The sequence below is a fragment of the Paenibacillus sp. G2S3 genome, assembly GCF_030123105.1.
Classification (GTDB): domain Bacteria; phylum Bacillota; class Bacilli; order Paenibacillales; family Paenibacillaceae; genus Paenibacillus_AQ.
This window is the reverse complement of record NZ_CP126095.1, coordinates 2,792,393-2,817,354: the sequence shown is the minus strand read 5'-3', so window position 1 is coordinate 2,817,354 and position 24,962 is coordinate 2,792,393. Positions and strand designations below refer to the sequence as shown.

At 43.6% G+C, this 24,962-nt stretch carries 20 protein-coding genes; 4 read left to right on the top strand and 16 right to left on the bottom strand.

Going from position 1 to position 24,962, the window contains the following annotated elements; translation table 11 throughout:
• Window positions 1-74: 74 nt before the first annotated feature.
• From QNH28_RS12150 to QNH28_RS12095, 12 genes are all read right to left on the bottom strand, one after another.
• A complete protein-coding gene (locus QNH28_RS12150; RefSeq protein ID WP_283911576.1) occupies window positions 75-1,064 on the bottom strand; it encodes an aldose 1-epimerase in 990 nt (329 codons plus the stop codon).
• An 85-nt stretch (window positions 1,065-1,149) separates the two neighbouring features.
• Window positions 1,150-1,866, bottom strand: a complete 717-nt coding sequence (locus QNH28_RS12145) for an MgtC/SapB family protein (RefSeq protein WP_283911575.1) — start codon at window positions 1,864-1,866, stop codon at window positions 1,150-1,152.
• A gap of 181 nt (window positions 1,867-2,047) precedes the next feature.
• On the bottom strand, window positions 2,048-2,839 hold the full coding sequence (locus QNH28_RS12140; RefSeq protein ID WP_283911574.1) for an SDR family oxidoreductase: 792 nt from the start codon (window positions 2,837-2,839) through the stop codon (window positions 2,048-2,050).
• Window positions 2,840-2,952: 113 nt separating this feature from the next.
• A complete protein-coding gene (locus tag QNH28_RS12135) occupies window positions 2,953-4,065 on the bottom strand; it encodes a rhamnogalacturonan acetylesterase (protein WP_283911573.1) in 1,113 nt (370 codons plus the stop codon).
• A gap of 30 nt (window positions 4,066-4,095) precedes the next feature.
• Window positions 4,096-4,935 (bottom strand): carbohydrate ABC transporter permease, encoded by an 840-nt coding sequence (locus QNH28_RS12130; protein ID WP_042126927.1) that lies wholly within the window; start codon window positions 4,933-4,935, stop codon window positions 4,096-4,098.
• A 3-nt stretch (window positions 4,936-4,938) separates the two neighbouring features.
• The gene (locus QNH28_RS12125) at window positions 4,939-5,859 is read right to left on the bottom strand and encodes a carbohydrate ABC transporter permease (RefSeq protein WP_042132108.1); all 921 of its coding nucleotides are present in this window, start codon (window positions 5,857-5,859) and stop codon (window positions 4,939-4,941) included.
• Window positions 5,860-6,001: 142 nt separating this feature from the next.
• On the bottom strand, window positions 6,002-7,339 hold the full coding sequence (locus QNH28_RS12120) for an extracellular solute-binding protein (RefSeq protein WP_283911572.1): 1,338 nt from the start codon (window positions 7,337-7,339) through the stop codon (window positions 6,002-6,004).
• Window positions 7,340-7,459: 120 nt separating this feature from the next.
• The gene (locus tag QNH28_RS12115) at window positions 7,460-9,028 is read right to left on the bottom strand and encodes a response regulator transcription factor (RefSeq protein ID WP_283911571.1); all 1,569 of its coding nucleotides are present in this window, start codon (window positions 9,026-9,028) and stop codon (window positions 7,460-7,462) included.
• Window positions 9,021-10,796 carry a sensor histidine kinase gene (locus tag QNH28_RS12110; protein ID WP_283911570.1) on the bottom strand — a complete coding sequence of 592 codons (1,776 nt, stop codon included), beginning with the start codon at window positions 10,794-10,796 and terminating at the stop codon, window positions 9,021-9,023. The genes QNH28_RS12115 and QNH28_RS12110 overlap by 8 nt, the downstream gene beginning before the upstream one ends.
• 182 nt (window positions 10,797-10,978) lie before the next feature.
• Window positions 10,979-11,773 (bottom strand): ABC transporter ATP-binding protein, encoded by a 795-nt coding sequence (locus tag QNH28_RS12105; RefSeq protein ID WP_283911569.1) that lies wholly within the window; start codon window positions 11,771-11,773, stop codon window positions 10,979-10,981.
• On the bottom strand, window positions 11,766-12,689 hold the full coding sequence (locus tag QNH28_RS12100) for an ABC transporter permease (RefSeq protein WP_283911568.1): 924 nt from the start codon (window positions 12,687-12,689) through the stop codon (window positions 11,766-11,768). Before QNH28_RS12100 ends, QNH28_RS12105 begins: the two co-directional genes overlap by 8 nt.
• 61 nt (window positions 12,690-12,750) lie before the next feature.
• On the bottom strand, window positions 12,751-13,821 hold the full coding sequence (locus QNH28_RS12095; RefSeq protein ID WP_283911567.1) for an ABC transporter substrate-binding protein: 1,071 nt from the start codon (window positions 13,819-13,821) through the stop codon (window positions 12,751-12,753).
• A gap of 324 nt (window positions 13,822-14,145) precedes the next feature.
• Here QNH28_RS12095 and QNH28_RS12090 point away from each other — a divergent pair, with 324 nt between their 5' ends.
• Window positions 14,146-15,081 carry a C40 family peptidase gene (locus QNH28_RS12090; protein ID WP_283911566.1) on the top strand — a complete coding sequence of 312 codons (936 nt, stop codon included), beginning with the start codon at window positions 14,146-14,148 and terminating at the stop codon, window positions 15,079-15,081.
• A 79-nt stretch (window positions 15,082-15,160) separates the two neighbouring features.
• Here QNH28_RS12090 and QNH28_RS12085 read toward each other — a convergent pair whose 3' ends face one another.
• Window positions 15,161-17,887 (bottom strand): cation-translocating P-type ATPase, encoded by a 2,727-nt coding sequence (locus QNH28_RS12085; RefSeq protein WP_283911565.1) that lies wholly within the window; start codon window positions 17,885-17,887, stop codon window positions 15,161-15,163.
• 791 nt (window positions 17,888-18,678) lie between these two features.
• On the opposite strand from QNH28_RS12085, the gene QNH28_RS12080 reads away from it, so the two are divergent.
• From QNH28_RS12080 to QNH28_RS12070, 3 genes are read left to right on the top strand one after another with little or no spacing between them, the layout of a single operon-like run.
• On the top strand, window positions 18,679-19,173 hold the full coding sequence (locus QNH28_RS12080) for a cation:proton antiporter regulatory subunit (RefSeq protein WP_283911564.1): 495 nt from the start codon (window positions 18,679-18,681) through the stop codon (window positions 19,171-19,173).
• Window positions 19,160-20,422, top strand: a complete 1,263-nt coding sequence (locus tag QNH28_RS12075; RefSeq protein WP_481858364.1) for a cation:proton antiporter — start codon at window positions 19,160-19,162, stop codon at window positions 20,420-20,422. The genes QNH28_RS12080 and QNH28_RS12075 overlap by 14 nt, the downstream gene beginning before the upstream one ends.
• 31 nt (window positions 20,423-20,453) lie before the next feature.
• On the top strand, window positions 20,454-21,311 hold the full coding sequence (locus tag QNH28_RS12070; protein ID WP_283911563.1) for a YitT family protein: 858 nt from the start codon (window positions 20,454-20,456) through the stop codon (window positions 21,309-21,311).
• Between the two features lie 306 nt (window positions 21,312-21,617).
• Here QNH28_RS12070 and QNH28_RS12065 read toward each other — a convergent pair whose 3' ends face one another.
• The 3 genes from QNH28_RS12065 to QNH28_RS12055 all read right to left on the bottom strand — a co-directional run bounded on the left by QNH28_RS12065 (window position 21,618) and on the right by QNH28_RS12055 (window position 24,896).
• Entirely contained in the window at window positions 21,618-21,905 is a 288-nt protein-coding gene (locus tag QNH28_RS12065; protein ID WP_283911562.1) for a stage VI sporulation protein F, read from the bottom strand.
• Window positions 21,906-21,971: 66 nt separating this feature from the next.
• A complete protein-coding gene (gene recG, locus QNH28_RS12060) occupies window positions 21,972-24,023 on the bottom strand; it encodes an ATP-dependent DNA helicase RecG (RefSeq protein ID WP_283911561.1) in 2,052 nt (683 codons plus the stop codon).
• A gap of 9 nt (window positions 24,024-24,032) precedes the next feature.
• Entirely contained in the window at window positions 24,033-24,896 is an 864-nt protein-coding gene (locus tag QNH28_RS12055) for a DegV family protein (RefSeq protein ID WP_042187404.1), read from the bottom strand.
• Window positions 24,897-24,962: the final 66 nt, after the last annotated feature.

The following is a 24,962-nucleotide window of genomic DNA, read 5'->3' as shown; positions in this document are numbered from 1 at the left end:
ACGTTAAAGGGCTGTCTATTCGTAGAAATCTACGAACAAGACAGCCCTTTCTTTGAATTATTCACAAGAAAACACTATTTCACGTACAGACGGCTGCTTTCTTCCCAATATTCTCCTGGTTTGAGGCTGAACAAGCCGATCTCATCCGCTGGCAGATCTACCATTGGCGCATTAACCAAGTTGATTTGCGGCTCAGGGCAGAAGAACTGTTCAGAGGCACCATTATTCCAGATCATCCACTGCTTGTACGAAGTCCCTACGTCATAAACTAAAGTGACTCCAGCTTTGCTGTCGGTAAGCTCCATCCGGTTACGTCCATTCTGAGCTACAGCTGTGTAATGGTTGTCCATCGAAGCGAAATAAGGATTTACTCCTTCATCACGAAGCTGAGCTTCGCCCGGCTCCAGCTCTTGGAATTTACCAGTAGGTAGCATACGGTCATTCAACTCCCAGCGATTACCGATGGTAGCTTTTACAAGATAATCTTGCGGTGTGCTGTCTGGTGCGAATGGTGCATTAATCGCGGTATGGAATGCCAGCAAGCAAGGCATCACAGCATCACCATCATTGTGTATTTGGACCTGTTGTGATAAGCCACCTTCACCAAGGGTATAACGTAGTTTCATTGTGTATTTAAACGGCAAGTACTGATACGAAGGATGATTCTCATCCACTTTGATGAATACGGTTACGAAGCTTTCGGTCTTACCACTACCGAACTCTTCCACTTCCCAAGCTGCCGTATGTAAAAATCCATGTAAATGGTTGCCCGTTGCGACTTCATTTACTGGGAGTTGATAAGTTTGACCATTCCATGGAAATTTGCCATCTTCATAACGATTCGGAGGAAATAATACAGGAATACCATGAATGCCTGGACTTGCCTTGAAGGCTTCCATTTCCTCAGCTCCCGGTTCATGCAAGAAACGGTAACCGTTTTCGGTATCACGGAAACAGATCAAGTTGCCGCCGATGCCTGGTAGTATAGCTGCCTCATAACGGCCAGCTTTCAACCAGATGGCTGCTTCTCCTTCATATTGTCCTTCATATGCTGTGATAGACATAATAATGTGTTCTCCCTTCCAGTGTCTGATAATTGTCTCTACTTGATAGATTACCACATCTGGTCATGACGTGACATGCCCTTTTTTACAGCTGTTCCACTTCAACGCTCATGACATGATCAATTTTCTTCACATCATAATAGATCTCTGTTGCGTAATCTTTATCCGGTGCTGAGATCACCATATCGATCATTTGTCTTCCATCTTCCAAATCCTTAATTTTCATTCTGCGGATCGCCCGGGATGGACTTCTAGTACTACGTTGGGTGCTAACTTGAGGTCGCTCGATTTTTTGAATCACTTCAGTAAGTACAAAATTAGCTTCCATGATGATTCTTACCGAAACCTCATGCTTGTTAAGCACCTCAGGACCCATTGAACGAATTAAATGAGGAACCAAATTCACCGCAAACATCAGAAGAATAACTGCATATGCTGCTTCAATATAGAATCCTGCGCCCACAGCTATACCGATTCCGGAAGCTGTCCAGATAAGTGCTGCCGAGGTCAGACCCGAAATTGCATCACCGCCTCTACGCAATATAACACCAGCACCCAAAAAACCTATCCCACTGACAATTTGAGCAGCGAGACGCATCGGATCCATGTTCGGATGCTCTGGACCTGCAAACTTATCAAAGGCATGAATAGATACTACTGTTACAAGACAAGAGGCAATACTAATGACCATACTGGTCCGAATCCCCAGCGGTTTCTGCTTGATCTGTCGGTCAATCCCGATGAACAGCCCGAACAGCATGGCCACTAGCAGCTTAATTAATGATTCAATATGAAAATCCATAGTTCATTCTCCTTTCTCCACAGATACTCCATTATAACGGAAAACGGAGATTATGATTAGCTTTATTTTACAGCAAAAAAACGGCACTCCTATCCTCCATGTATATGCGCAGACAGCTTATAAAATCCGCATAACGAAGAGGATAGAATCCGTTTTAATGGAAGCGATTATTTACGATTTTTTAACCATGGAGTAACGATTCTGCACCATCACAATAAATCTCAGTTCCTGTAATATGATCTGAATCCTCGGAGGCCAGAAAAAGTGCCAGCTTTGCAACTTGATCAGGACGTCCAGGACCTTCCTCTAGCGGTTGATCCCCTTCCGGAAATTCAACAGGGATCTTTACCTCTTTGAGATCCTCGGATGGGAAAGTGTTGTCATCTATATTGGTCTTAATAGCCCCGGGACAGATTGCATTTACGCGAATTTGAAATTGAGCGAGTTCTAATGCTGCCATTTTCATAAAAGCAACCTGGCCTGCTTTTGTCGTACTGTAAGCAGAGAAACCGATGTTGGAAAAGACACGATTTCCGTTAATGGAGCTGTTAATCAGGATGCTGCCTCCGCTCTCTTTTAGATGCGGTATCGCATATTTAACCGTCGCGAAGGTTCCACGAAGGTTGATGTGAATCGTCTGGTCCCAAGCCTCAATATCCATTGTTTCAATGGGCGTCATAGCTCCATTAATCCCTGCATTAGCAAAAACAATATCAAGGCGCCCCCATTTCGCGGCCGCCTTGTTGATTGCTGCTTCCACTTGAGGTGGTTCAGCAACGTCGCATTCAATTACGAAGGCTTCTCCGCCTTCTTTCTCCACTTGTTTTCTAACCTTTTCTGCGTTCTCAACCGTTCTATCTAGCAATACAACTTTGGCCCCGTTTCGAGCAAACTCAAGCACGGTCGCTCGTCCAATACCGGAACCTCCTCCAGTTACAATAGCTACCTTGCCTTCCAGCTTCTTATCTGCCATGTTTAAGTATCCTCCTTCTTATCATGCAAGCCTTCCAGTTAAGTTCTTTCCTTAACCTTAACCTCGCATACAGAAGTTGAATCGATAGATCTTTACTTAGCCCAAAGAATTAATTATTCGCCTTGTCGAAGATGAATGATGAGATCATTTAATCCAGCTTCACGGATGCCTTCTACAATAAGGTCAGCGAGCAGTCGAGCGCCAAAAATCTGAAAATGAGTATTGTCCTGTACACCAACTGGATGCAGGATATATTCTCCAGGATAGCTCCACATGAACAGATCCTTCGTTCCTTCCACTCCATAGGCTTCAAAAAGCTTACGACTTTTCTCTGCCAAATCGATCAGTGGGATCTGCTCCGTCTCGGCTAACTCTTTCATCGCCGTTAAATAATCGCCATGGCTGTCTACTATAGCTTCTGCAGCATCAAATCTCCGCCTATGTACAGCGGTCACCAGTACGGGGTAGGCTTCCGCTTCCCTAGCGACTGTAATCATCCGCAGCAAATACTCTTTATATGTAGTGAAAGGTTCGGTATGTCTATGCTCATCCCCTTTCGAATCGTTATGACCAAACTGTATGAACATATAATCTCTGGGCCGAAGCACCGCGGCAATATTGTCCAAATGCCCTTCCTCAATAAAGCTCTTCGAGCTACGTCCTGAAATTGCCCGATTATCTACTACAAGACCTGCTTTGAAGCAGCGTGGCAGTAACTGTCCCCAGCCAGCATAAGGATAACCAGCTTCTCCTTGATCAGTCACTGTAGAATCACCAGCCAAATATAAGACAAGTGCTTCATTATCAGGATCTATGTCGATTGCATTTATTCGTGGTGCAGCACCCGAGAACGAGAGCGTAAGCTGGCCACCCATGATTCGCATCGCAAAGAATTCTCGTACATATTGACCTGCCGGGACGTTCAATGTATCTAATACGTACTTACCATCACCCGCTCGAATTACTGTACTCGTATCTGCTAAGGAATCACCAAGTAACAAAGAAATCCGGTAAATCCCATCAGGAATATCTACAAGGAAGACTGCCCTCTGCGGAATGCAGAAATCACTTTTTAATGTATCTGCTCCTCCCCTGGAACGCCCGAATACTGTCGAATCTGAAGTAAAACCAAATCGCGCATCCGGAGAGTATCGTGAGTCCGGCCGAATTTTGGTGTAGCCGGGCGCTGTATCTTTAATCCCAAAGTCAAAATGATAGCTATCCAAATTCAGCCGCACCTTTCTTCATTAGATATTTTATCCTTTCAAGCCACTGGTGCTGATTCCTTCCACAATCTGCTTTTGAAAGATAAAGAAAATAATCATGACGGGTGCCAAGCTAAGAACGGACATAGCAAACATCGGTCCCCAGTTGGACACAGACTCACTGTCCAGGAACATTTTCAGCCCCATAGAAACTGTATATTTAGATGGAGAGTTCAGGTACAACACTGGCCCAAGCAGGTCTTCCCAGCGCCAATAGAAGGAAAAGATCGCTGCAGTAGCCATAGAAGGACGGATGAGTGGGAGAATGATTCTGAAGTACAGGCCAAATTTCCCGCACCCGTCAATCGTAGCCGCTTCGTCAAGTTCAACAGGTATTGTCCGAATAAACTGCAGCATTAGGAAAATAAAGAACGGAACACCGAAGAACTGTGGAACTACGATCGGCTTGATACTATCGAGCCATTCCAATTTTGCATAGATAATATATTGCGGAACTAGCACAACATCTGAAGGAAGCATAAGCGTCATCATCATGATACCGAACCATAAGCCATGCCCTACAAACTTATTACGTGCAAATCCGAAGGCTACCAGTGAAGATGAAACCACCGCTCCTAGAGTGGCTACTACGACAATAATTAATGAATTCTTTATAAAGACACCAAAGGAGTATCCGGCAATCCCTTCCCAGCCTTTAGCATAATTCCCCCATACCCATGGATCGGGAAGAAGCTGCTGAGCAGTAACAAATACAAGCCGGCTCTCTTTGAAAGAGCTCATGATCATCCACAAAATCGGATACAGCATAATGATAGCGAGGCCACCGATAAGAATGTGATACAGCGGCCATTTCAGTTTCATTTTCGCCATGGATTATTTTCCTCCTTCCGATTCGTAGAAGACCCACGATTTGGATGTCTTGAACAAAATTCCGGTCATGATGCCGACTAGCAACAACATCACCCACGCCATAGCCGAAGCATAACCCATGTTATTAAACATAAAGGCCTGACGGAAAAGATAGAGAGAGTACAGCATGGTGCCGTCCATTGGTCCGCCTTCACCTTTAGAGATAATGTAAGCTGGAACAAAGGTCATAAATGCGCTGATTGTCTGCATGACTAGATTAAACAGAATAACTGAGCTTAGGAGGGGCATTGTAATCTTGAAGAACTTTCTGAAAAAGCCTGCTCCATCTACACTAGCTGCCTCATACATTTCACCAGGAATATTCTTTAGGCCCGCCAGAAAAATCAACATCGACGAACCAAACTGCCACACGGATAAAGTAATCAACATAATAAGCGCAGCGCTCGGATTACCAAACCAACTTACTGGTCCAAGGCCGAAGAAACCGAGCATGCCATTAATAATTCCAGTATCACTAAAAATATTGCGCCACATGATGGATACCGCCACACTGCCTCCTATAATAGAAGGTAAATAATAAGTTGTACGATAGGCTCCGATCATGCGTGATTTCGTATTTAGAATCATGGCCACAAATAATGCAAAGGTGAGGCGTAAAGGTACACCAATAAATACGTAAAGCAGCGTCACCTTTAGTGAATGTAAATACTTCGGGTCATTCGAGAACATTTTGATGTAATTATCAAATCCGATCCATTTAGGTGGAGCGAACAAATTGTATTTGGTAAAAGAAAGATAAAGAGAAATGATCATCGGGATCAGTGTGAAGCAAAGGAAGCCAATGACGAATGGACTGATAAAGGCATATCCTGTAAGGTTGCTTCGTAAGCTCCGGCCTGTTAGCTTCTTTTTCTTAAAAGCCAGCGAATTCGAAGGAAGGGGATTCGTGGATGCCAAGGGTCTCCAACTCCTTTTTATGTGAATAATAAGGGAAACGGACTGCCGCCTAACCAAATGGCACGCCGTTTCCCATGTTAGACGCAGTATAGTTATCTGTTACCTTCTATTACCGGCTGGAGAGAATAGCGTTCGCTTCTTTTCGGAACTGTGCGGCGGCGGCGGCTGGGTCAATTTTCCCGAAGTTCATTTGTTCAGCAAGGTCTGTAAGGAGTGCTACTACCTCTGGCGATCCAACTGGCGGACTCATTGGAGAAGTAGTAGGCTCCATGTCAGCTACGAATTTAAATACTTGCTTACCGGAATCCGTTAATTGTGAGGCTACAGATTCTTTGATTTTGCTTGAAATTGGCACACCACGTTCGCCTTTGATTAAATTGTTGGCATCGGGATCATTAATCCAGAAATCAACGAACTTCGCTGCTTCTTCCTTCACTTTTGAGTTAGAAGTAACCGACCAATACATACTTGGCTGCATGTAGAGTCCTTTTTCCATATCCGGACCAGGCATTTGTGCCAGTGCCATAGGACGATTGACAGCGATTTGCAAAGCAACATATTGGTTCGACCATTGCCATACGCCGATACCTGTTCCTTTAACAATATCCGACTCTTCGATAACGCCTTTGTTTTGGCTCAGTTTGTCTTGGGATGGAACCGCTCCATCTTTAATTAAACCAGACAGCATTCCGAAAAAGTCAGTGAATAAGGCATCATCCTCATATCCAAGCGCTGAACCATCATTGTTATATAGTGCCAGCCCTTTTGTGCGCAAATAATAGTTGAAGAATACGTCAGCTGCCATTGAACCGTCGATATACAGTCCAGCCGATTTAGCTTTCGCTGCAATTTCTTTGTATTGATCCCAAGTCCAGTTCTCAGGAATGGAATCTACCCCTGCCTTCTTTAGCAATTCTGGGTCATATTGAAAACCAAGTACGTTAACGCCTAATGGAATTCCGAATTGCTTCTCATTGATTACCCCAGTACTAAGTACGTTCTCATTCACATCGCCGACTTGTATCTGAGAGTTCAAATAAGGCTTCAAATCTTCGAGCTGTCCGTTAGATCCATATTGATTAATATAAGAAATATCCATTTGAACGATATCAGGAAGTCGATTCGCCGCTGCTTGAGGGGCAAGCTTCTTCCAGTAATCATCGAATGAAGCATATTCAGGTTCAATCGTTACATTCGGATATTTGGCTTCATACATATCAATCACTTGTTGTGTATAAGAATGCCGTGTATCTCCACCCCACCAAGCTATACGCAGAGTTACGGGTTCTGCTGAAGTTATAGCTGCGGGTTTCGTTTCTGAAGGCGTGTTTGTAGCGGAATCCGTAGCGGCAGCACTATTATTGTTATTACCTCCACCACAACCAGCTAACATCGATGACAACAACAATGGTACAGCTAGTAAAGCGAATCTCTTTTTCAAATTCATGTCCCCTTTTCCTATAATAGTATAAAGGCTCTGATCCCTTTAGGTAGCGCTTTCATGTATAAATCTTCTCAAATATTCAGTGATTGTTGAATACAAAAAACCGTCTTGTTTGTTCAATAATCAGTTCGCTTGAGGGGGTTTCATGAAATCTGTGGGTGTCTGCCCAGTTACTTTTTTAAAAACTTGACTGAAATATTGTGCATTCCCTCCGAACCCGAACATTTCAGCGAGCTCAAACACTCTTACATCACCACTCTGCATGATGTGTTCCGATGCTTTAGTAATCCGGTAATTTGTAACGTAATTAGAGAATTTCTCCCCTGTAATTTTCTTGAATATCTTCCCAAGATAATCAGGATTCATATATAACATTTCAGCAGCTACTGAGCTAAGGGACAGTTCCGCATTTTTATAATCGTCAGCAATAATCTTGAACATTTTGTCTACGATTAACGATTGGCGGCTCCGAAAATGACGATCATACATCGCAGTCAGACGAATAGCTGCATCTTTTACATAGGCTTTAAGACCACCTAATGTCCGAATCTCAGCTAGTTCCGCCATACTTGATGTAAAGCTATTTCTTTCATCAGGGACGGCTAAACGTATCATTGCGGAATACAATTGCAAAACATAAGATCGCGTTACATTAATATCCACACGCTGTTCAGCAAGCAGGTTAAAAAGTCGATCTAATTCTAACTCTACTGCACTTTGCTCGCCCGCCTTAATAAGCAGACAAATTTGCTCTTCATCAAGCTCAATATCATTTCTTCCGCCTAATTCATCATTTGGAAGATCATTTCCTGTAATCATTCCTCCCTCTTCCATATAAAAGCAGTGGTTAAGGCATTGCAGGGTCTGACGATACAATCTCCGTGAATGAATCATGAAGTCCGCATCACTAATCGCAATGGTTACGTCCACTTTATAAAACTTATAGAACACTTTCCTTACTTCAGAAATTCGCTCTAGCAGTGAACTATTCAGCGCGGTTTCTCCTTCGACTTCCATTAGTATCAGAATAAATCCGCCTATCCTTGTACTAAGAAGCGTTTCTCGAAGCATATCCTGTGCAATATTTTGCAAAGCGAATAGTTGCTCATATTCATAAGAACCTTCCAGTCGGAACAGGATCAGTCGCACCACTTTGTCATTTAGTTCGATGCCTAGCAGTTCCTGATAATACTCTAGATCTTGACTTCCGTATGTTTTGTTAGAGATCCATTCCTTCAAAAATTGTTCCTTCACATGCGGTAGCACTTTCGTAAAACGTTGCTTCATGTCATTTACAAATTCCGTCTTGCCCTTAAGTTCATTGAGCTCTGCTACCAGTTCAACCAATGCATCATGTATTTGATTCTCATTGCACGGCTTAAGCAGGTAATGCTTCACTCCGTGCTGCATAGCGATACAGGCGTAGTCAAAATCCTTATAACCAGTCAACATAACAAACTTTATCTCAGGAAACCGTTCACTGCATTTCTGCACCAGGCCAAGTCCATCCAAACCGGGCATAGAAATATCAGTGATCACTATTTCAGGACGAAGCTCCTCTATTTTCTTCAAGGCTTCAATCCCGTTTCGCGCAGTACCCACAAGTTCTGTTCCTGCCTGTGCCCAGTCCACTACCTGCGATATGCCTTCTAGTATCAACCGTTCATCATCAACCAGCAGTAACTTATACATTCTCTAGCACTCCTTTTAAATAAGGTATTCGTACATGTATTGTCGTTCCTTGACCTGGCTCACTTTCTATCACTGTACCCCATTCTGGACCAAACACGATTTGAATACGCTCTGCGATGTTTGCTAACCCGATGCCTTCGCCACGTGTCTTGACTCTACCCTGCTGCAAATCTTTGATGAACTCCGCACTCATCCCCGGTCCATTATCGCTAACACGGATATCAAGTCCATGCTCCTCCTCAATCACGGTTATAGAAATCGTGCAAGGCTCAATATTTGGTTCCAATGCATATCGGATCGCATTCTCGATCAACGGCTGAAGTGTCAGCTTCGGAATTAAAGCGTCATGCAAATGCTCGGGAAACTCCAGGCGGAAATCAAGTCTATCGTCAAAACGTGTCTTCTGGATAATGACATAATTGCGCACAATGGTGAGCTCTTTTTCAATCGTAATCAAAGGGTCCTTAAGACCAATAGAACTGCGAAATAAATAACCGAGAGCTTCTACCATTTCTGAGATTTTAGCTTGCTTGTTCATCTTCGCTAACCAATTGATCGATTCCAGTGTATTGTACAAAAAATGCGGATTAATCTGCGCCTGCAGAGCTTTGAGCTCGGTCTCTCTAATAATGAGCTGCTTCGCATAATTCTCATCGATGAGTTCTCTAATTCTGCGGATCATCATTTTAAAGGTTCGGTTAAGCTGACTTACCTCGTCCTGTGCCGTTTGCGAAACTACTCCCAAAGACTGTTCCTCCAGATTATCCAGATCTCCCTTTTCAATTTGCTTCATTTTTTTGGTCAGCTTTGAGATCGGACGTACAATACTGCGGGCTAATCGATAGCCTAAGAGCAGTCCAATTAGTAATATAAGCGCGAATATGATGACAACCAGTTTTTTAACAAAAGTAATATGTTTGAACATCTCATTGAAGGGGGTCGCATTGATATACATCCATTCCATATAAGATGATTTAGTCTTCGTTATAAAATAAGTGCCTTCTTCATACTTGGCTGTCCGATAGAGCTCAGTCCGCTCCGTTTCCTCTTTAAGCTCATTTGGCAGCAAGATTGGAGTCTGGGGATATACCGCCAGCCCTGACATCGCATCAACAACAATCAACTGATCGCCATCCGAAGTGTTACTTGTGCTATCTGCTATAATGCGATCAATTCGGATACGGATGACTAACGTTCCTAGATCGTCCAGCGTAAAGGTTGATCCGGTGTAGGATTTAATCTGCCGAACAGCCAAGAGTGAATTTTTATTTCCTTGGGGATACCACACAATGCTTCCGCTAGCTTCCTTAGCCAGAGGCTTTAATTGATCCTGAAGATCCTGTGATACGCCTTCACGATTCCCTGCGGTCATAGCACCACCATTTGTATCCAACAGCATCATGGAATAGACGTATTTCTCTGCGCCTGCAAAAGCAACTAATCTGTTAATGATCTTGTTATGTAGGACCTGTCTCTCATACGGTTGAGGATCATCCTGTAACTGACGAAGACATTCCTGAATTTGCTCATCAGAGACCACTGTGAAAGACAATTGTTCCAATTCTCTTAAAGTACTCTCTATACTGATAGATGACATCCCCAGCACTTCAGATGCCTTTTCATAGATTTGCTTGTCATAAATTCGATAAACATACTGTAGGACGGTTAAAGAGAACAAAAAGGACAGTAGCAGCAAAAATGAAATGATCAATATCATTTTATTGAAAATACCAGAACTCCTGTAAGCGCTAACATTCTTCCAAATCATCAGCATCCTCCATTTCACTCTAGACCCTTATTCTAGGAAGTAAAATTTATTATTTTTCTATCCCATCATAAACGATGTTGCAGCATTTGGGAAAACTTACAACAAAAAGGACTTAAAGTTAAATCAGAAATCTGACTTCACTTCAAGTCCTTATCATGAGCCTATGTCATTGCTGCAGATGTCTAACCAAGCATCATTCGATCATCTGCCAGTTTATGACCACTGATGGTCTCAAATTCTCCGAGTAAGCGTTCTACCGTAAGATCCTTTTTGCGTGTCTCGTCAATATCAAGAATAATACGTCCCTTATCCATCATGATAAGACGATTACCAAGCCGGATAGCCTGCTCCATGTTATGGGTAACCATAAGCGTAGTCAATTTCATCTCACGGACGATAGACTCTGTCAGCTTTGTGATCAGCTCTGCTCTTGAAGGATCAAGTGCAGCTGTATGTTCGTCTAACAGTAAAATTTGCGGTTGGGTGAAGGTTGCCATTAGCAAACTCAGCGCCTGTCTCTCCCCACCAGATAATAAACCTACCTTTGCTCGTAGGCGATCCTCAAGTCCGATGCCAAGGCGACTTAACTCCTCACGAAACAACGATCGTCTCGCTGCGTTTACACCAAAGGATAAGCCTCTGCTCTTCCCTCTTTTATAAGCCATCGCTAAATTCTCTTCAATCGTCATCCGTGGAGCTGTACCTGCCATAGGATCCTGAAAAACCCGTCCGATCCAGCGACTGCGCTGATATTCTGCCAAATGGCTGATCGAGTTGCCCTCAATACTTGCTGAACCGAGATCCGGCTTCATAACTCCAGAAATAATATTCATGAGCGTCGATTTACCAGCGCCGTTGCTTCCAATAATCGTAACAAAATCGCCGGGAAGAAGCTCCAAATCAATGCCAAGTAGCGCGATCTTCTCATCCGGTGTACCAGGATTAAACAGCTTAGATACGTTATCAAGCTTAAGCATCGATGCTGCCTCCTCTCTTGCTGCTAAGCGCGTGATCTGCTAATTCAAGCGAACGCTTACGCGCCATATTCTTCTGCTTCAAGAAACGCTGAATCGATGGGAATACAAGTGCGAAAATAACGATAATCGCCGTAATTAGCTTAAGATCCGAAGGTCTCAACCATGGTACATACAAGGCTAGTGCAACTACGATTCGATAAACAATAGACCCTAGAACAACCGCCAATGTCGCACGGAATACATTTCCAGCACCGAATATGGCTTCACCAATGATTACCGAAGCTAAGCCGATAACAATCATCCCGATGCCCATTGAGGAATCCGCAAAAGTAGAATACTGCGTGATCAACGCACCTGAGAGTGCCACCATTCCGTTGGATAAACTAACGCCGAGAATAGTTGTATTATCTGTGTTGACACCTAGACTACGAATCATTCTTGCATTATCTCCGGTAGCCCTTAAAGCAAGCCCAAGATCCGTACGCAAAAATAAATCCATTAGAATTTTCACAAATAAAACAACAAAAGGAAGCACAAGAAGTGGATTAATGGACGAGAACAACGTGGTATCACCCATTAGTGACCAGTTAGGCTTACCACCAAAAATTCTCAGATTGATGGAATAAAGTGCGATCATCATTAGAATTCCGGATAACAATCCATTAATCTTGCCCTTCGTATGTAATAGACCCGTACACATTCCTGCCAGCATTCCACCTGCAATAGCAGCTAGCGTAGCTAACCATGGTGCATAACCATTAGTAATCATAACTGCAGCAATGGCACCGCCAGTTGTAAAGCTTCCATCTACAGTCAAATCAGGAAAATCCAAAATGCGAAAAGTAATATACACCCCTAAAGCCATAAATGCGTAGAGCAACCCCATTTCCACAGCCCCGAGCATTGAATCATACATAGAAGTCTTCTCCTTTCAAGCGGCAAGGGGCGTCCTCACGGAATCGCCCCACTATAATGTCTTATTGAATAATATTGTTAGCTTGATCGGCTACTTCTGCTTTCATCGCATCCGTAACTTCTATGCCTTGTGCGGCAGCGGCTTTAAGGTTAAGGATAAGATCAAGCTTTTCTTGCATCGTTACTTTCATATCAGCTGGCTTTTTACCATTCTTCAAGATGTCGACTGCCATTTGTCCAACTTGGTAACCATGATCGAAGTATTTGAAACCAACGGTTGCAAAAGCCCCTTTTTCAACGGTATCTCGGTCACTGGAGAAGAACGGAATTTTCTTATCATTAGCCGTTTGAATGATCGTATCGACAGCGCTTACTACTGTATTATCCAAAGTAATGTAGAATGCATCTACACGACCAGCAAGTGATTCAGCAGCTTGCTTCACTTCAGAAGTATTCGTAATGGCTGCCTTCACAAGCTCAATACCATGCTTATCAAGCTCTTTCTTAGCAATATCCGCCATAATTACAGCATTAGGTTCACCTTCGTTGATAACAATACCGAGCTTCTTCACATTAGGAAATTGAGTAGCAATGAATTGCATTAATCTATTGATAGCTTCAGGATTCGTGTCTGAAACACCAGAAACATTTCCACCTGGGTGCTCTAGATCAGTAACGATCTTTGCATCGAGTGGATCTGTCACTGCTGCGAACAGGATTGGAGTATCCTTGCTTGACTTGCTAAGTGCTTGAACAACTGATTGAGCAGAAGGTGTCGCAATTGCCAATACCAAATCGTTCGAGTCTGCAGCAATCTTCTGTGCAATGGTCAAGTTATTCGCTGGGTCAGCTTGAGCATTCTCAAGGTCAACCTTGAGGTTCTCTCCTTCAACAAGCCCGGCATCCTTCAAAGCAGCAAGAATACCTTCGCGTGTAGCATCAAGTGATGGATGTTCTACATATTGCGAAATTGCAATTTTGTACGTTTTGGAATCAGCGGCTCCAGCATTTGTTGATGTATTACCGGTGTTTGTTGCATTGCCTGAGTCTACAGCGGCATTATTGTTCCCACAGCCAGCAGCTACTAGCATGAAGCATAAGCTTAAACCCGCCAAAATGTTTCTCTTTTTCATTAAAAAACCCCATTTCATTAGATTATTAACGCGTGCATCAAAGTGAGCGACTCAGCATTATCACGTTTATCGATGAAAGCATTAAAGCATAAGCTTACACGTACCTCACAGTAATGATGGAAATCTATTAAACCTATATTATATGGAGGTTGTTTATCCGTCAATCACTTATCCTACTTCCATAGATTACAAATTTCATAGTGTATAACTCCCCAATATAGGAAGGTCTTGGTTATGTCTTACAGTGATTGCCTTAGTCATTTTTACATAAAAAAAAGCTTCCTGCACAAACTTAACCTACAGTTTGAACATGGAGCGTGTCATATGCCTAATAAACACAAAAAATTGCTATCCACTACTACTGTATTGCTCGCTGCCGTTTTATCAAGTACCGCATGCGGCTACTCTTCAGAATCACAAAAACCTAAGGTAAACGCTGTAACTCCCGATGGCATGCAAGCCTCTAGTTATTATGAGAAGTCCTCCATCACCGATGCTCAAGGAAAGTACTGGATTCCACTCAAACCTGCGATTGCTTCACTCGGATATCGAATGAAAGATGATGCTACTCATGGAGGATACACCAAAATCGGCTACAGTGATGTTATGTATATGCTGCGCCCTGGCTCTCCTCAGGTCTTTTCCTTAGGTGAAAAAATAACACTGCCGCAAGCACCTAGACGACAAGAAGGTCAAATCTATATCACACCTTTAGCTTTATCCAAATTTCTTCAAACAGAAGTAGGTTGGAATCCTCAGTCTGGTGAAATCAATATTGCCACTCCGACCGATCATGAAAATATTATAAAATCTCCATCTGCTAAATCATTAAATGAATCTAAGCCATTACGCATTCAAAGTATTTCTGAAGCAGACAAAAAGGAATTAGTTGCTTATGCCAAAAAATTCTTGGGTGTGCCTTATGAATTCGGTACCGGACCTTATGAAGAGACTAAGAAATTTGATTGCTCTTCTTTTACAAGGCATGTATTTAAACAATTCGGAGTAACCCTACCGCGCCTAGCCAAGGATCAAGATAATTTAGGTACTCGTGTACAACGTAGTGCACTAGATGTAGGCGATCTTATATTCTTCACTGTCCCCGGTCGGTTTGAAAGTGACGCTATACCTGGGCATGTCGGGATTTACATTGGGGACGGAAAGTTCATTCACACCTGGGGGGACCCCGGGGTTCAGATCAGTGAGCTCGACTCAGGGTATTGGAGCAACGTAATCCTGCATATGCAGCGCATTCTGTAACCCACAACCTATGAATAAAGCCTGAATCCTCCGCTATGGAAGGGTTCAGGCTTCTTTGTTGCATCATATAGCGGCATTCTTAATCCCAGTTCTTGCCCTTGCCACTTAAACGTACAAACAGCTTTACAAACTCTACAATCACTATAATCGCCAGTGCTGCAGCAATTACAATTCCCCACTGTAAACCACTTAAATGTGAGACACCAAACCAGTCATTCAGTCCTGGGATGATGATCACCAGCACCAGCATAAGTGTAGAGATCAGTGAAGCCCACAGCATATACCGATTGCTGAACCAGCCAATCTGGAACAACGATTTCGTATTGGATCTGACGTTAAATGCATGAGAAATTTGCAGTAATCCTAGTGTGGCGAATGCCATCGTAACCGCAATTCCCTCATTGTAATGCGTATGTGCCCACTGGTACACAAGCAAGGTGAGCGCCGCCTCTAATATACCTTGGTAGATGATCCCGATTCCTACACCACCAGCAAAGATACTGCTACTGGCTTTACGTGGTTTCTTCGACATCAGATCATTCCCTGCCTTCTCAAGCCCAAGGGCAAGTGCGGGTAGGGTATCAGTAACAAGATTAATCCATAGGATATGAATCGGCTCGAGAATACGCCAGCCGATCATTGTCGCAATGAATAGTGTAAGCACTTCCCCAAGATTGGCGGAGAGTAGGAACTGGATTGCCTTACGGATATTGCTGTAAACCTTCCGTCCTTCTTCAACAGCAACAACTATGGTCGTGAAGTTATCATCTGCTAGTACCATATCTGAGACACCCTTGGCTACATCCGTTCCTGTGATTCCCATTCCCACACCGATATCTGATGATTTAAGCGCAGGAGCGTCATTCACACCGTCACCAGTCATGGCAACGATCTTCCCTTTTTTCCTCCAAGCCTTAACGATACGAACTTTATGTTCAGGGGATACACGTGCATAAACCGAATAATCAGTGACTTTCTCAGCAAATTCCTCTTCACTGAATTTATCGAGCTCACTACCGGTCAATACACCTGTTTCATCTTCGATAATGCCTAATCTTTTGGCTATGGCTGCTGCTGTATCCCGATGATCACCTGTAATCATTACAGGTCTTATCCCCGCTTTACGGCAGATAGCTACCGCATCCCGCACTTCCTCACGTGGTGGATCGATCATACCAACTAAACCGATAAACACAAGATCCTTCTCCGTAGTTTCCGGTGAGAGATTAGTCGGCAGCTGCTGCTCATCTTTGAAAGCAAATGCCAACACGCGCAGCGCTTCATTTGCAAGCATTGTATTACTTTCCATGATATGCCGTGAATGTTCCTCTTTAAAAGGTACGATTTCTCCATCCAAGTATATATGGCTACATTTGGACAAAAGTACATCTGGTGCACCTTTCGTTAACACACGATAGCGTCCATTTTCAACTTCATGAATCGTCGTCATCAGCTTGCGATCGGAGTCAAATGGAAGCTCATTTTTACGTGGGAATTTCTTTTCTAAATCCCTTTTGTCAGTACCTATACTGAGCGCGTAGTCCACTAACGCAGTTTCCGTGGGATCGCCAATAATCGCTTTACCACTCTTCGTTTGTGGGTCCTTAGCTCCTTCATTCCCACCAGACTCTTTAGGGGACTTTCCTTCGTCAATGCTGGAATCATTACAAAGCGTCATGGCCTGAAGCAAGAGGTCCCCACCCGGTGTCCCTTCAAGTCCTTCCGCTGATTCTTTCGTAGTTCCATTGACATGCACTTTTTCGACAGTCATCTTGTTTAGTGTCAAAGTACCAGTCTTGTCAGAACATATAATTTCGGTACTTCCGAGCGTCTCTACAGCGGGGAGCTTGCGAATGATCGCTTTTCGTTTAGCCATCCGCTGTACTCCTAGTGCCAAGATAATTGTAACAATCGCTGGCAGCCCTTCAGGAATAGCCGCTACCGCAAGTGAGATCGAAGTGAGTAGCATATCCAGCAGCTCTCTACCCTCAAATATTCCTACGGCAAAGATGACCACACAGACACCAAGAATAATAAAGGTAAAATATTTGCCTAGCTCATCCAGTTTCTTTTGTAACGGTGTTACATCATTCTCTTCCTCCGAGATAAATCCGGCAATCCTGCCGACTTCTGTCTGCATTCCTGTAGCTGTTACAACACCAACCGCTCTACCATAAGTCACACTGCTGCTCATGTAAGCCATGTTGGTCCGATCCCCGATAACAATATCAATTCCCTCAAGTACACCTGCCTTCTTTTCTGAGGGCAATGATTCTCCGGTGAGTGCGGCTTCCTCTGTTTTCAAAGAAGCAGCTTCCAAAAGCCTAATATCCGCCGGTACTACATTACCAGCTTCCAGCAATACGATATCTCCAGGTACGAGGTTTTCACTTTTGATCTCAGATACCTGACCTCCTCGTCGTACTCTGGCATGTGGAGAGGACATGCTTTTCAGGGCATCTAGCGCCTGTTCTGCTTTATTTTCCTGAATAACGCCAAGTACTGCATTCAGGATGACCACCAGCAAAATAATGACTGTATCTGTCCATTCTCCCAAAATCCCAGACAATACTGCCGCCACTAGCAAAATAAAGATCATTACATTTTTAAATTGTTCAATAAATTTTCCTAACAGAGATTTGGTCTTTGCTTCTTGAAGTACGTTCTTCCCATACTGCTCTAGAAGTTTAGCGGCTTCACCGGAAGACAAGCCATCTTTTCGAGTCTCCAGCCTCTTTAGCACTTCTTCCTCGCTTAATGTATGAAAGGGTACCTGCCCTTGCGATTTTGGATCATTTGAATTCAAGACAATAGCCTCCTTCCGGGATTGAGATTCTGGTAAAACCTCTCATATGAGTCTTACCCAAAAAAGGCATGGTGATTCTAGAACGTTATGTACAATTTTAGAAGGGTATTTCACGAATGAAGTTGTCATAAGGACTTTCCTGAAAAAAACCTTTAAAATCCCGTGATTTGCTCAAATTTCTCCCTCCTGAGTTAAACTTGATAACAAAAGATATATTTACTACGAATTACGTCAATTATCCTCGTCAATTTCTTGTTTTCTTCACCTTTGAAAGAACCTTTTTCACAAAATAATTTGGAATCATGCAAAAAGGTATGTTATGCTTTTTATACTACATACAGTTGGGAGGTGTTATTTTAGTGCAATATATAGCGCGTATGTCATTGCTCTGGCTTCTTCGAATACTTTTAGTTCTGGGGTTGATTTTCTCATTTCCAACCACTTGGTCTGGAAGTTTAACGACTACTAAGCAAGAACATACAACTCCCGAAATTGAACACTATGAACGCAAATTTATTCCTCCAGTCCGGACAGCTCCCAAAAGCGTCCCACAAATTGGAGCTATCAAAATATTTGAACAGTGGGGACAACGTTCCATTGCTTTAACCGCAATACTCCCTTTACTTTCAATCATATTCCGTCCGGTGATTTATAAATTTATGCTTCGACTGCGGCTGTACGTGCTAAAATTCACTTCTCATTTCGTAGATTTGCACACTACTCAATTTTTTTGATAATAAATTGATATTAACGAGATAATTATAAGACACCTAACTGGGGGCTAGACTTTCATGAATTATAGAGAATCGGATTTACCGGGAATCGGTAAAAAATTTGTTATGCAAACCCGTAGCGGCGATAAGCTTGTGATCATCGTACATGATGACGGAAGACGTGAGCTGTATCACTTTGATTATGATGACCCAGATCAGAGCATTTCTATGGTTACACTCGATGATGATGAAGCAAGACATATCTCTGCCATCGTTGGCGGAGTCACATATAAACCCAAAGCTTTGGAATCTATTGAAGTCGCCCTTGATGACCTAATCATCGAATGGTATAAGCTGGAGCCTGGTTTCAAGTGTGTTGGCCGCAGCATTGGTGAATTGAACATTCGAGCTCAAGCAGGTGTAACCATCATTGCCGTAATTGAAAAAAATCATAATAAACAAGTCAATCCGGGCCCAGATGTAATTTTTAGCGCGGAGTGTACGATTATTGCTGCAGGGGAAAGACATCAACATAAGCAATTCAAGCACATTTTGCGGAATGGATGTGGTTAAGATGAGTCACTACATTATTTTTGAAGTGGGTCTAGCCATTGCCCTTATAGCGATGGTAGGTCTCATAGCCACGAAACTCCGCTTTTCGGTTATACCTTTTTATATACTAGTTGGTATGGCGGTTGGACCCCATGCTTTCAAAATATGGCACCTCGATTTTCGCTTTATCGAAAGTGCAACCCTGATTGAGTTTCTAGGTCGCATTGGCGTTTTATTCCTCTTATTTTACCTTGGGTTGGAATTTTCCGTAGGTCGATTAGTCAAATCCGGCCGCTCCATTGTCACAGGCGGTACCATCTATCTTCTAATCAATTTCACTTTAGGACTTATTCTAGGATGGGCACTTCAATTTCCAATTGAGGAAATATTGGTTATCGCTGGGATCACAACCATATCCTCAAGTGCTATTGTCGCCAAAGTGCTAGTCGATCTAAAACGAACAGCAAATTCGGAAACTGAAATGATTCTAGGCATTATTATGTTCGAGGACGTCTTCTTGGCGGTCTATATCTCTATCCTCTCAGGTCTTGTGCTTAGTGACTCTTCCTCTCTAGGCGGAGTATTACTTTCTGCATTAACCGCTCTTGGTTACATGCTCGCACTGCTCATTGTCGGTAGAAAGCTAGTGCCCTGGTTGAACCGCGTTCTAAACATCCGATCCGGTGAATTGTTCTCCTTAGTAATATTTGCCGCGCTTTTTCTTATTGCTGGATTTTCCGAAACCATTCATGTTGCAGAAGCGATTGGAGCACTCTTATTTGGTCTTGTTCTTGCTGAAACCGAACATGTAAAGCGTATTGAGAAGCTCGTTATTCCTTTTCGTGATTTCTTCGGGGCAATCTTCTTCTTTAGCTTCGGACTGACGATAGATCCACTCACCTTGGGTGGTGAGGCGCTCTGGTACTCCCTCGCTGCAGTCATTGTTACACTAATCGGCAACTTCGTTGCAGGTATGCTGGCCGGTCGCAGCGCTGGACTAAGCCCGCGAGCTTCATCCAATATTGGATTAACCATAGTCTCGCGTGGCGAGTTCTCGATTATTATGGCCAATTTGGGTAAAGCAGGGGGACTGCTGGCTATCTTACAGCCATTTGCAGCTATGTATGTACTCATGCTTGCTATCCTTGGACCTCTTCTAACGAAGGAATCTAAATGGATCTATAAAATATTGGATAAAGTATTCAAATTCGAGAAACGGTATGCTGCAAAAATGTCCAAAAAAGCTGCCGTAGCATGCGAACATGAATAAAGTTGTTTCCCCTGTTAAAGGAGGAAAAAGATTGCAAACTAATACAAAGCAACATAAACAACTACGGAAGAATTCGGTTTTCCGAGTTCTCACCGTTATCGCGGGAGCACTGCTTGCCGCTGTAGGATTAGAATTATTTCTCATGCCACATGGGCTTGTGGTTGGTGGAATCACTGGTTTATCAGCATTATTTGCTCATACTACTGAAATGCAGCTTGGATTGTTTCTGTTTCTGTTCAATCTGCCTTTTATATTTATGTCTCGAAAGCAAGTCAATCTTCGCTTTGCACTGTATACCGTTCTAGGATTAACTTGCTTGACCATTGCTTCTCTTGCTCTTCACCGTTTTCCTGCAGTGATTAGTGATCCTTTACCTGCTGCAATGGCAGGTGGCATCTGTCTAGGACTCGGTATCGGAATCTCTGTCCGATTCGGTGGTGTGAACAAGCATGCCAGTGACCAAGGATACTCACTGCTGAGTGGTGGACCTCCAAAGTCAACCGAAGTCGTCATTATGATTCTGAACTGTGCGATCTTGCTGATTGCAGGCACACTATTTGGCTGGGAGCAAGCAATGTACTCCATTCTTGCGTACTTATTGGCGTTCGAAGGTGTGCGATTCTCTCTCCGAGGGTTATCCGACTCTCGTGCTGCATGGATTACCAGCAGTCGTTGCATGGATATCCAGAAGGCGCTCGAAAACTCACTACGTCGAGAAGTTGGGCTCGCTGAAGGCTCGGGGCAGAATGGAGAGCTTAGCACATTGTTCTGTCTCATCAGCAGAATGGAAGAACATCAGTTGCGGTCGATCGTCCTTGATTGTGATCCTGACAGCCAAATTCTGTTCAAATCAGCTACTAGTGATCGAAGATTAAGTAACCTGCACTAATAACAAGTAGGGCTGTCCGATATGTTTATCTTCGTTGTTCGAAGGCAGCCTTTATTCTAAAAGCCGTTTAAGTAAAGAAGAGCTTCTCCTGTTATTGGAGAAGCTCTTCCTTTGTGTATTCAGCTGGATTTGGGTAACGGATCGGGCTCTCTATAGACAATTAGGGAAAATCTCCCTATAAAATTACTTTTGCAGCAAAAAAAGAAACTGCCCATAAGTAGCATTCACTACTTTTGAGACAGCTTCCACTTCTTTAGCTAGCTGAGAGTCAACCTCAGATCTACCTATACTCGCTAGCACACTTTCCTAGCGGAACATTCCCCACAAACGGATCAAGTGGAAGGTGTTGTTCGGATCAATTTTCTGAGCGATAATAAATTTCACAATTTGGTCTTCCTGTGTCGAGGTCAATTTCTCGCTCAGTACACCTGACGCATTCCGTACCAGCCTGCGAACAACCGCAGTGTCCTGTAATTCTTGTTTCGAGACGCCGTTAATCATATTTTTAATACGATCTTTGACAGTCGCGTTTTTCATCTTCAGCTTGATGCGTTCCACGAGCTGAGGGCTAATTCCGAATTGTTGATAACCCAAGTGTAGCACCTCCCGTCATATCCAATCTTTCATAGTATATGAGGCTTAGGTGCTAGATGTGCCTACTTAGTCAATTAATTCCCCTTGGAAAATTTGCTCTCCTTGTAAATAATGCCGAAGAGGTGCATATTCAGGAGATGTCCAGAACTTCTCATCCTTGAGCAGCTCTGCCACATCATCACGCGCCTGCTCCAGCACTTCAAAGTCAGCGGTCATATCCGCCAAGCGGAACTCGGGTAATCCACTCTGCTTAGTTCCAAAAAAGTCACCTGGACCACGCAGCTCCAAATCTCTCCGTGAAATCTCAAATCCATCATCTGTGTCGGTCATGGCAGTCATTCGTTCACGCCCGATTTCGGATTTTGGATCAGCCACCAATACACAATAAGAGGCATGCTGGCCTCTACCAACCCGTCCACGCAGCTGGTGTAGCTGCGATAATCCGAACCGGTCTGCATCCATAATAATCATCAGCGTGGCATTAGGAACGTCTACACCCACCTCTACAACCGTTGTGGACACTAGGAGTTGCAGTTCATTGTTATAGAATGCTCGCATCACTTCATCTTTTTCAGCAGGAGACATCTTCCCATGTAAAAGCCCAACTTTATAGTTAGGAAAAGCTTGGCTCATTTGAATATGTAAATCTATAGCATTCTGCACATCCAGTTTCTCCGATTCTTCAATGAGCGGACAGATCAGATATGCCTGACGTCCCAGCTCTATTTCACGCTTAATCAGATTCAGGACACGATCCATGAGATCATGTTTGACCCAATAACTGGTTATTGGCACTCGGCCTTTCGGTCTTTCCGATAAAGTGGATACATCCATGTCTCCAAAAACAGAGATCGCGAGTGTACGTGGAATTGGCGTTGCAGTCATTGTAAGCACATCCGGATTATATCCTTTACGCCGCAATACACCTCGCTGGTTTACACCAAACCGATGCTGCTCGTCCGTAACAACAAGGCCCAGATCACGGAAAAATACATCCTCCTGGATTAAAGCATGTGTACCTACAACGATATCGAGCATCCCCATTTGTAGTGAAGCTAACAATTCTTTGCGCTTCTTTCCAGTTACACTTCCCGTCAACAGTCCAACCGTAATTCCAAACGGCTCAAACATCTTCGTAAGTGAGCGCATATGCTGCTCTGCCAGAATCTCTGTAGGCACCATGAGTGCGCCCTGAAAACCAGATCTTACTGTAGCAAAAAGCGCCACGGCCGCTAGTACCGTTTTGCCGGAACCAACATCACCTTGAAGCAGACGATTCATGCAATATGGCGATCGCAGATCATGTAAGATCTCCAGTTCCACACGTTTCTGAGCATCTGTAAGCTCAAAAGGTAAGCTGCGAACAAACTGGCGAACGGTTGCGTTATCTACGGTATGGACTACACCGTCCATCCTGCCGCGATTGAGTACCCGGAACGCCTGCATCTTCAACTGAAACAGAAACAACTCCTCATACACCATCCTGCGGCGTCCCTGCTGACCTTCACGTGTATCCTCTGGCCTATGAATGGTAGCAATCGCCCGTTTACGGGGCATAAAATCATATTGTCGCATAATAGAATGTGGTAGTATCTCGGGAATTAGATCTCCATACTGCTGAAGTGCCTGATTAATACTTTTCCGGATCCAAGACTGCGTGATCTTACCACCTACGGAATAGACCGGCTGTAGAGTTCCTGTCTTTCCTTCCCCGCGATCGGGGAATTCATAATCCGTCACTGTAATTTGATTTCGCTTCTGATCCCATTTACCTGTGAGTACAATTTCTCGTCCTACAGTAAGCTGCTCTCGTACGTAATGACGATTAAACCATGTTGCTGTGAACATCCAAGGCTCCGCAACCATCTTACAGCTAAGTCGTGACTTGCCTCCAAAACGCTGCAGCACAGGAATCCCGATCACTTTAGCCTCAGTAGTCACTTTATCCCCATGTTTCGTTTCACTCAGCGAGCGGGGTCGATAATCCTCATAACGGAACGGATAATATTCTAACAAATCCTTTACTGTAAAGACGCCAAAGGCGTGAAGCTCGCTTTGCTTTTGAGCACTCACGCCAGTTATATTTTTCACTTCAATTTGATTTAATGACAGTGTCATATTCATCCCTCATTTTGCAGGCCAAATGAATACAGCTAACGTACCGTTTCCGACATGGCTGCCCACGACAGGGCCGACGTTCGTCAGCACTTTCTCTTCTAGTGTGAAATGACCTGACAGCTCTTTCAGGAACTCTTCACCGGAAGCCGGTTCAGCCGTATGACCCACGGCCACATTGATTTTGTCTACACCTTGAATATCTTTCTTGAATAGTTCAATCATACGGGCAATAGCCTTCTTACGGCCTCTAACTTTCTCCACCGCATATATTATGCCTTCTGCATCAATAGACAGGATCGGTTTAATATTCAAAAGCGTTCCTAGAATGGCCGAGGCCTTTCCGATTCTCCCGCCTTTTTGTAAATATTCAAGTGTATCTACCAAGAAGTAAAGCTTACGCGATTGACGAAGACTTTCTACAGCCTCAAGAATCGCTTCGGGACTCTTATCCTCAGCAGCTAATCTAGCAGCTTCCACCACCATAAATCCAAAACCGTAAGAAGCGGAGAGAGAATCAACTACAGTGATCCCTTCTCCCTCTTCCTCCAACATCGATTTAGCCAATAGTGCAGATTGATAAGTACCGCTCAGTCCTGAAGAAATGTGAAATGAAAGAATAGGACTTCCCGGGTAACGTTCCAGAATATCACGGTACACATTCATGTATTCAACCGGTGAAGGTTGAGAAGTAGTCGGCAACTGTGACGAGCGGGGAAGTCGCTCATAGAACTGCTCCGGAGTCATATCCAGATTGTCCCGGAAAGCCTCTTCGCCGAACATTAAGGTCAAAGGGACGACCTCAATGCCATACGTTTCCGCCATTGCTGGTGGGATATCAGATGTGCTGTCGGTGACGATAATGGTACGATTCATGGATTATCTCCCCCATACTATAATTTTGCCAACTACGTAATTAGCAGATTGCTCTTGAACAGTTAT

Coding starts and splice junctions, on each gene's coding strand:
- QNH28_RS12145 (WP_283911575.1), bottom strand. CDS start 1,866: ATGGATTTTCATATTGAATCATTAATTAAGCTGCTAGTGGCCATGCTG.
- QNH28_RS12110 (WP_283911570.1), bottom strand. CDS start 10,796: ATGATTTGGAAGAATGTTAGCGCTTACAGGAGTTCTGGTATTTTCAAT.
- QNH28_RS12120 (WP_283911572.1), bottom strand. CDS start 7,339: ATGAATTTGAAAAAGAGATTCGCTTTACTAGCTGTACCATTGTTGTTG.
- QNH28_RS12130 (WP_042126927.1), bottom strand. CDS start 4,935: ATGGCGAAAATGAAACTGAAATGGCCGCTGTATCACATTCTTATCGGT.
- QNH28_RS12090 (WP_283911566.1), top strand. CDS start 14,146: ATGCCTAATAAACACAAAAAATTGCTATCCACTACTACTGTATTGCTC.
- QNH28_RS12105 (WP_283911569.1), bottom strand. CDS start 11,773: ATGCTTAAGCTTGATAACGTATCTAAGCTGTTTAATCCTGGTACACCG.
- QNH28_RS12055 (WP_042187404.1), bottom strand. CDS start 24,896: ATGAATCGTACCATTATCGTCACCGACAGCACATCTGATATCCCACCA.
- QNH28_RS12115 (WP_283911571.1), bottom strand. CDS start 9,028: ATGTATAAGTTACTGCTGGTTGATGATGAACGGTTGATACTAGAAGGC.
- QNH28_RS12080 (WP_283911564.1), top strand. CDS start 18,679: ATGAATTATAGAGAATCGGATTTACCGGGAATCGGTAAAAAATTTGTT.
- QNH28_RS12140 (WP_283911574.1), bottom strand. CDS start 2,839: ATGGCAGATAAGAAGCTGGAAGGCAAGGTAGCTATTGTAACTGGAGGA.
- QNH28_RS12075 (WP_481858364.1), top strand. CDS start 19,160: ATGGATGTGGTTAAGATGAGTCACTACATTATTTTTGAAGTGGGTCTA.
- recG (WP_283911561.1), bottom strand. CDS start 24,023: ATGACACTGTCATTAAATCAAATTGAAGTGAAAAATATAACTGGCGTG.
- QNH28_RS12095 (WP_283911567.1), bottom strand. CDS start 13,821: ATGAAAAAGAGAAACATTTTGGCGGGTTTAAGCTTATGCTTCATGCTA.
- QNH28_RS12100 (WP_283911568.1), bottom strand. CDS start 12,689: ATGTATGATTCAATGCTCGGGGCTGTGGAAATGGGGTTGCTCTACGCA.
- QNH28_RS12150 (WP_283911576.1), bottom strand. CDS start 1,064: ATGTCTATCACAGCATATGAAGGACAATATGAAGGAGAAGCAGCCATC.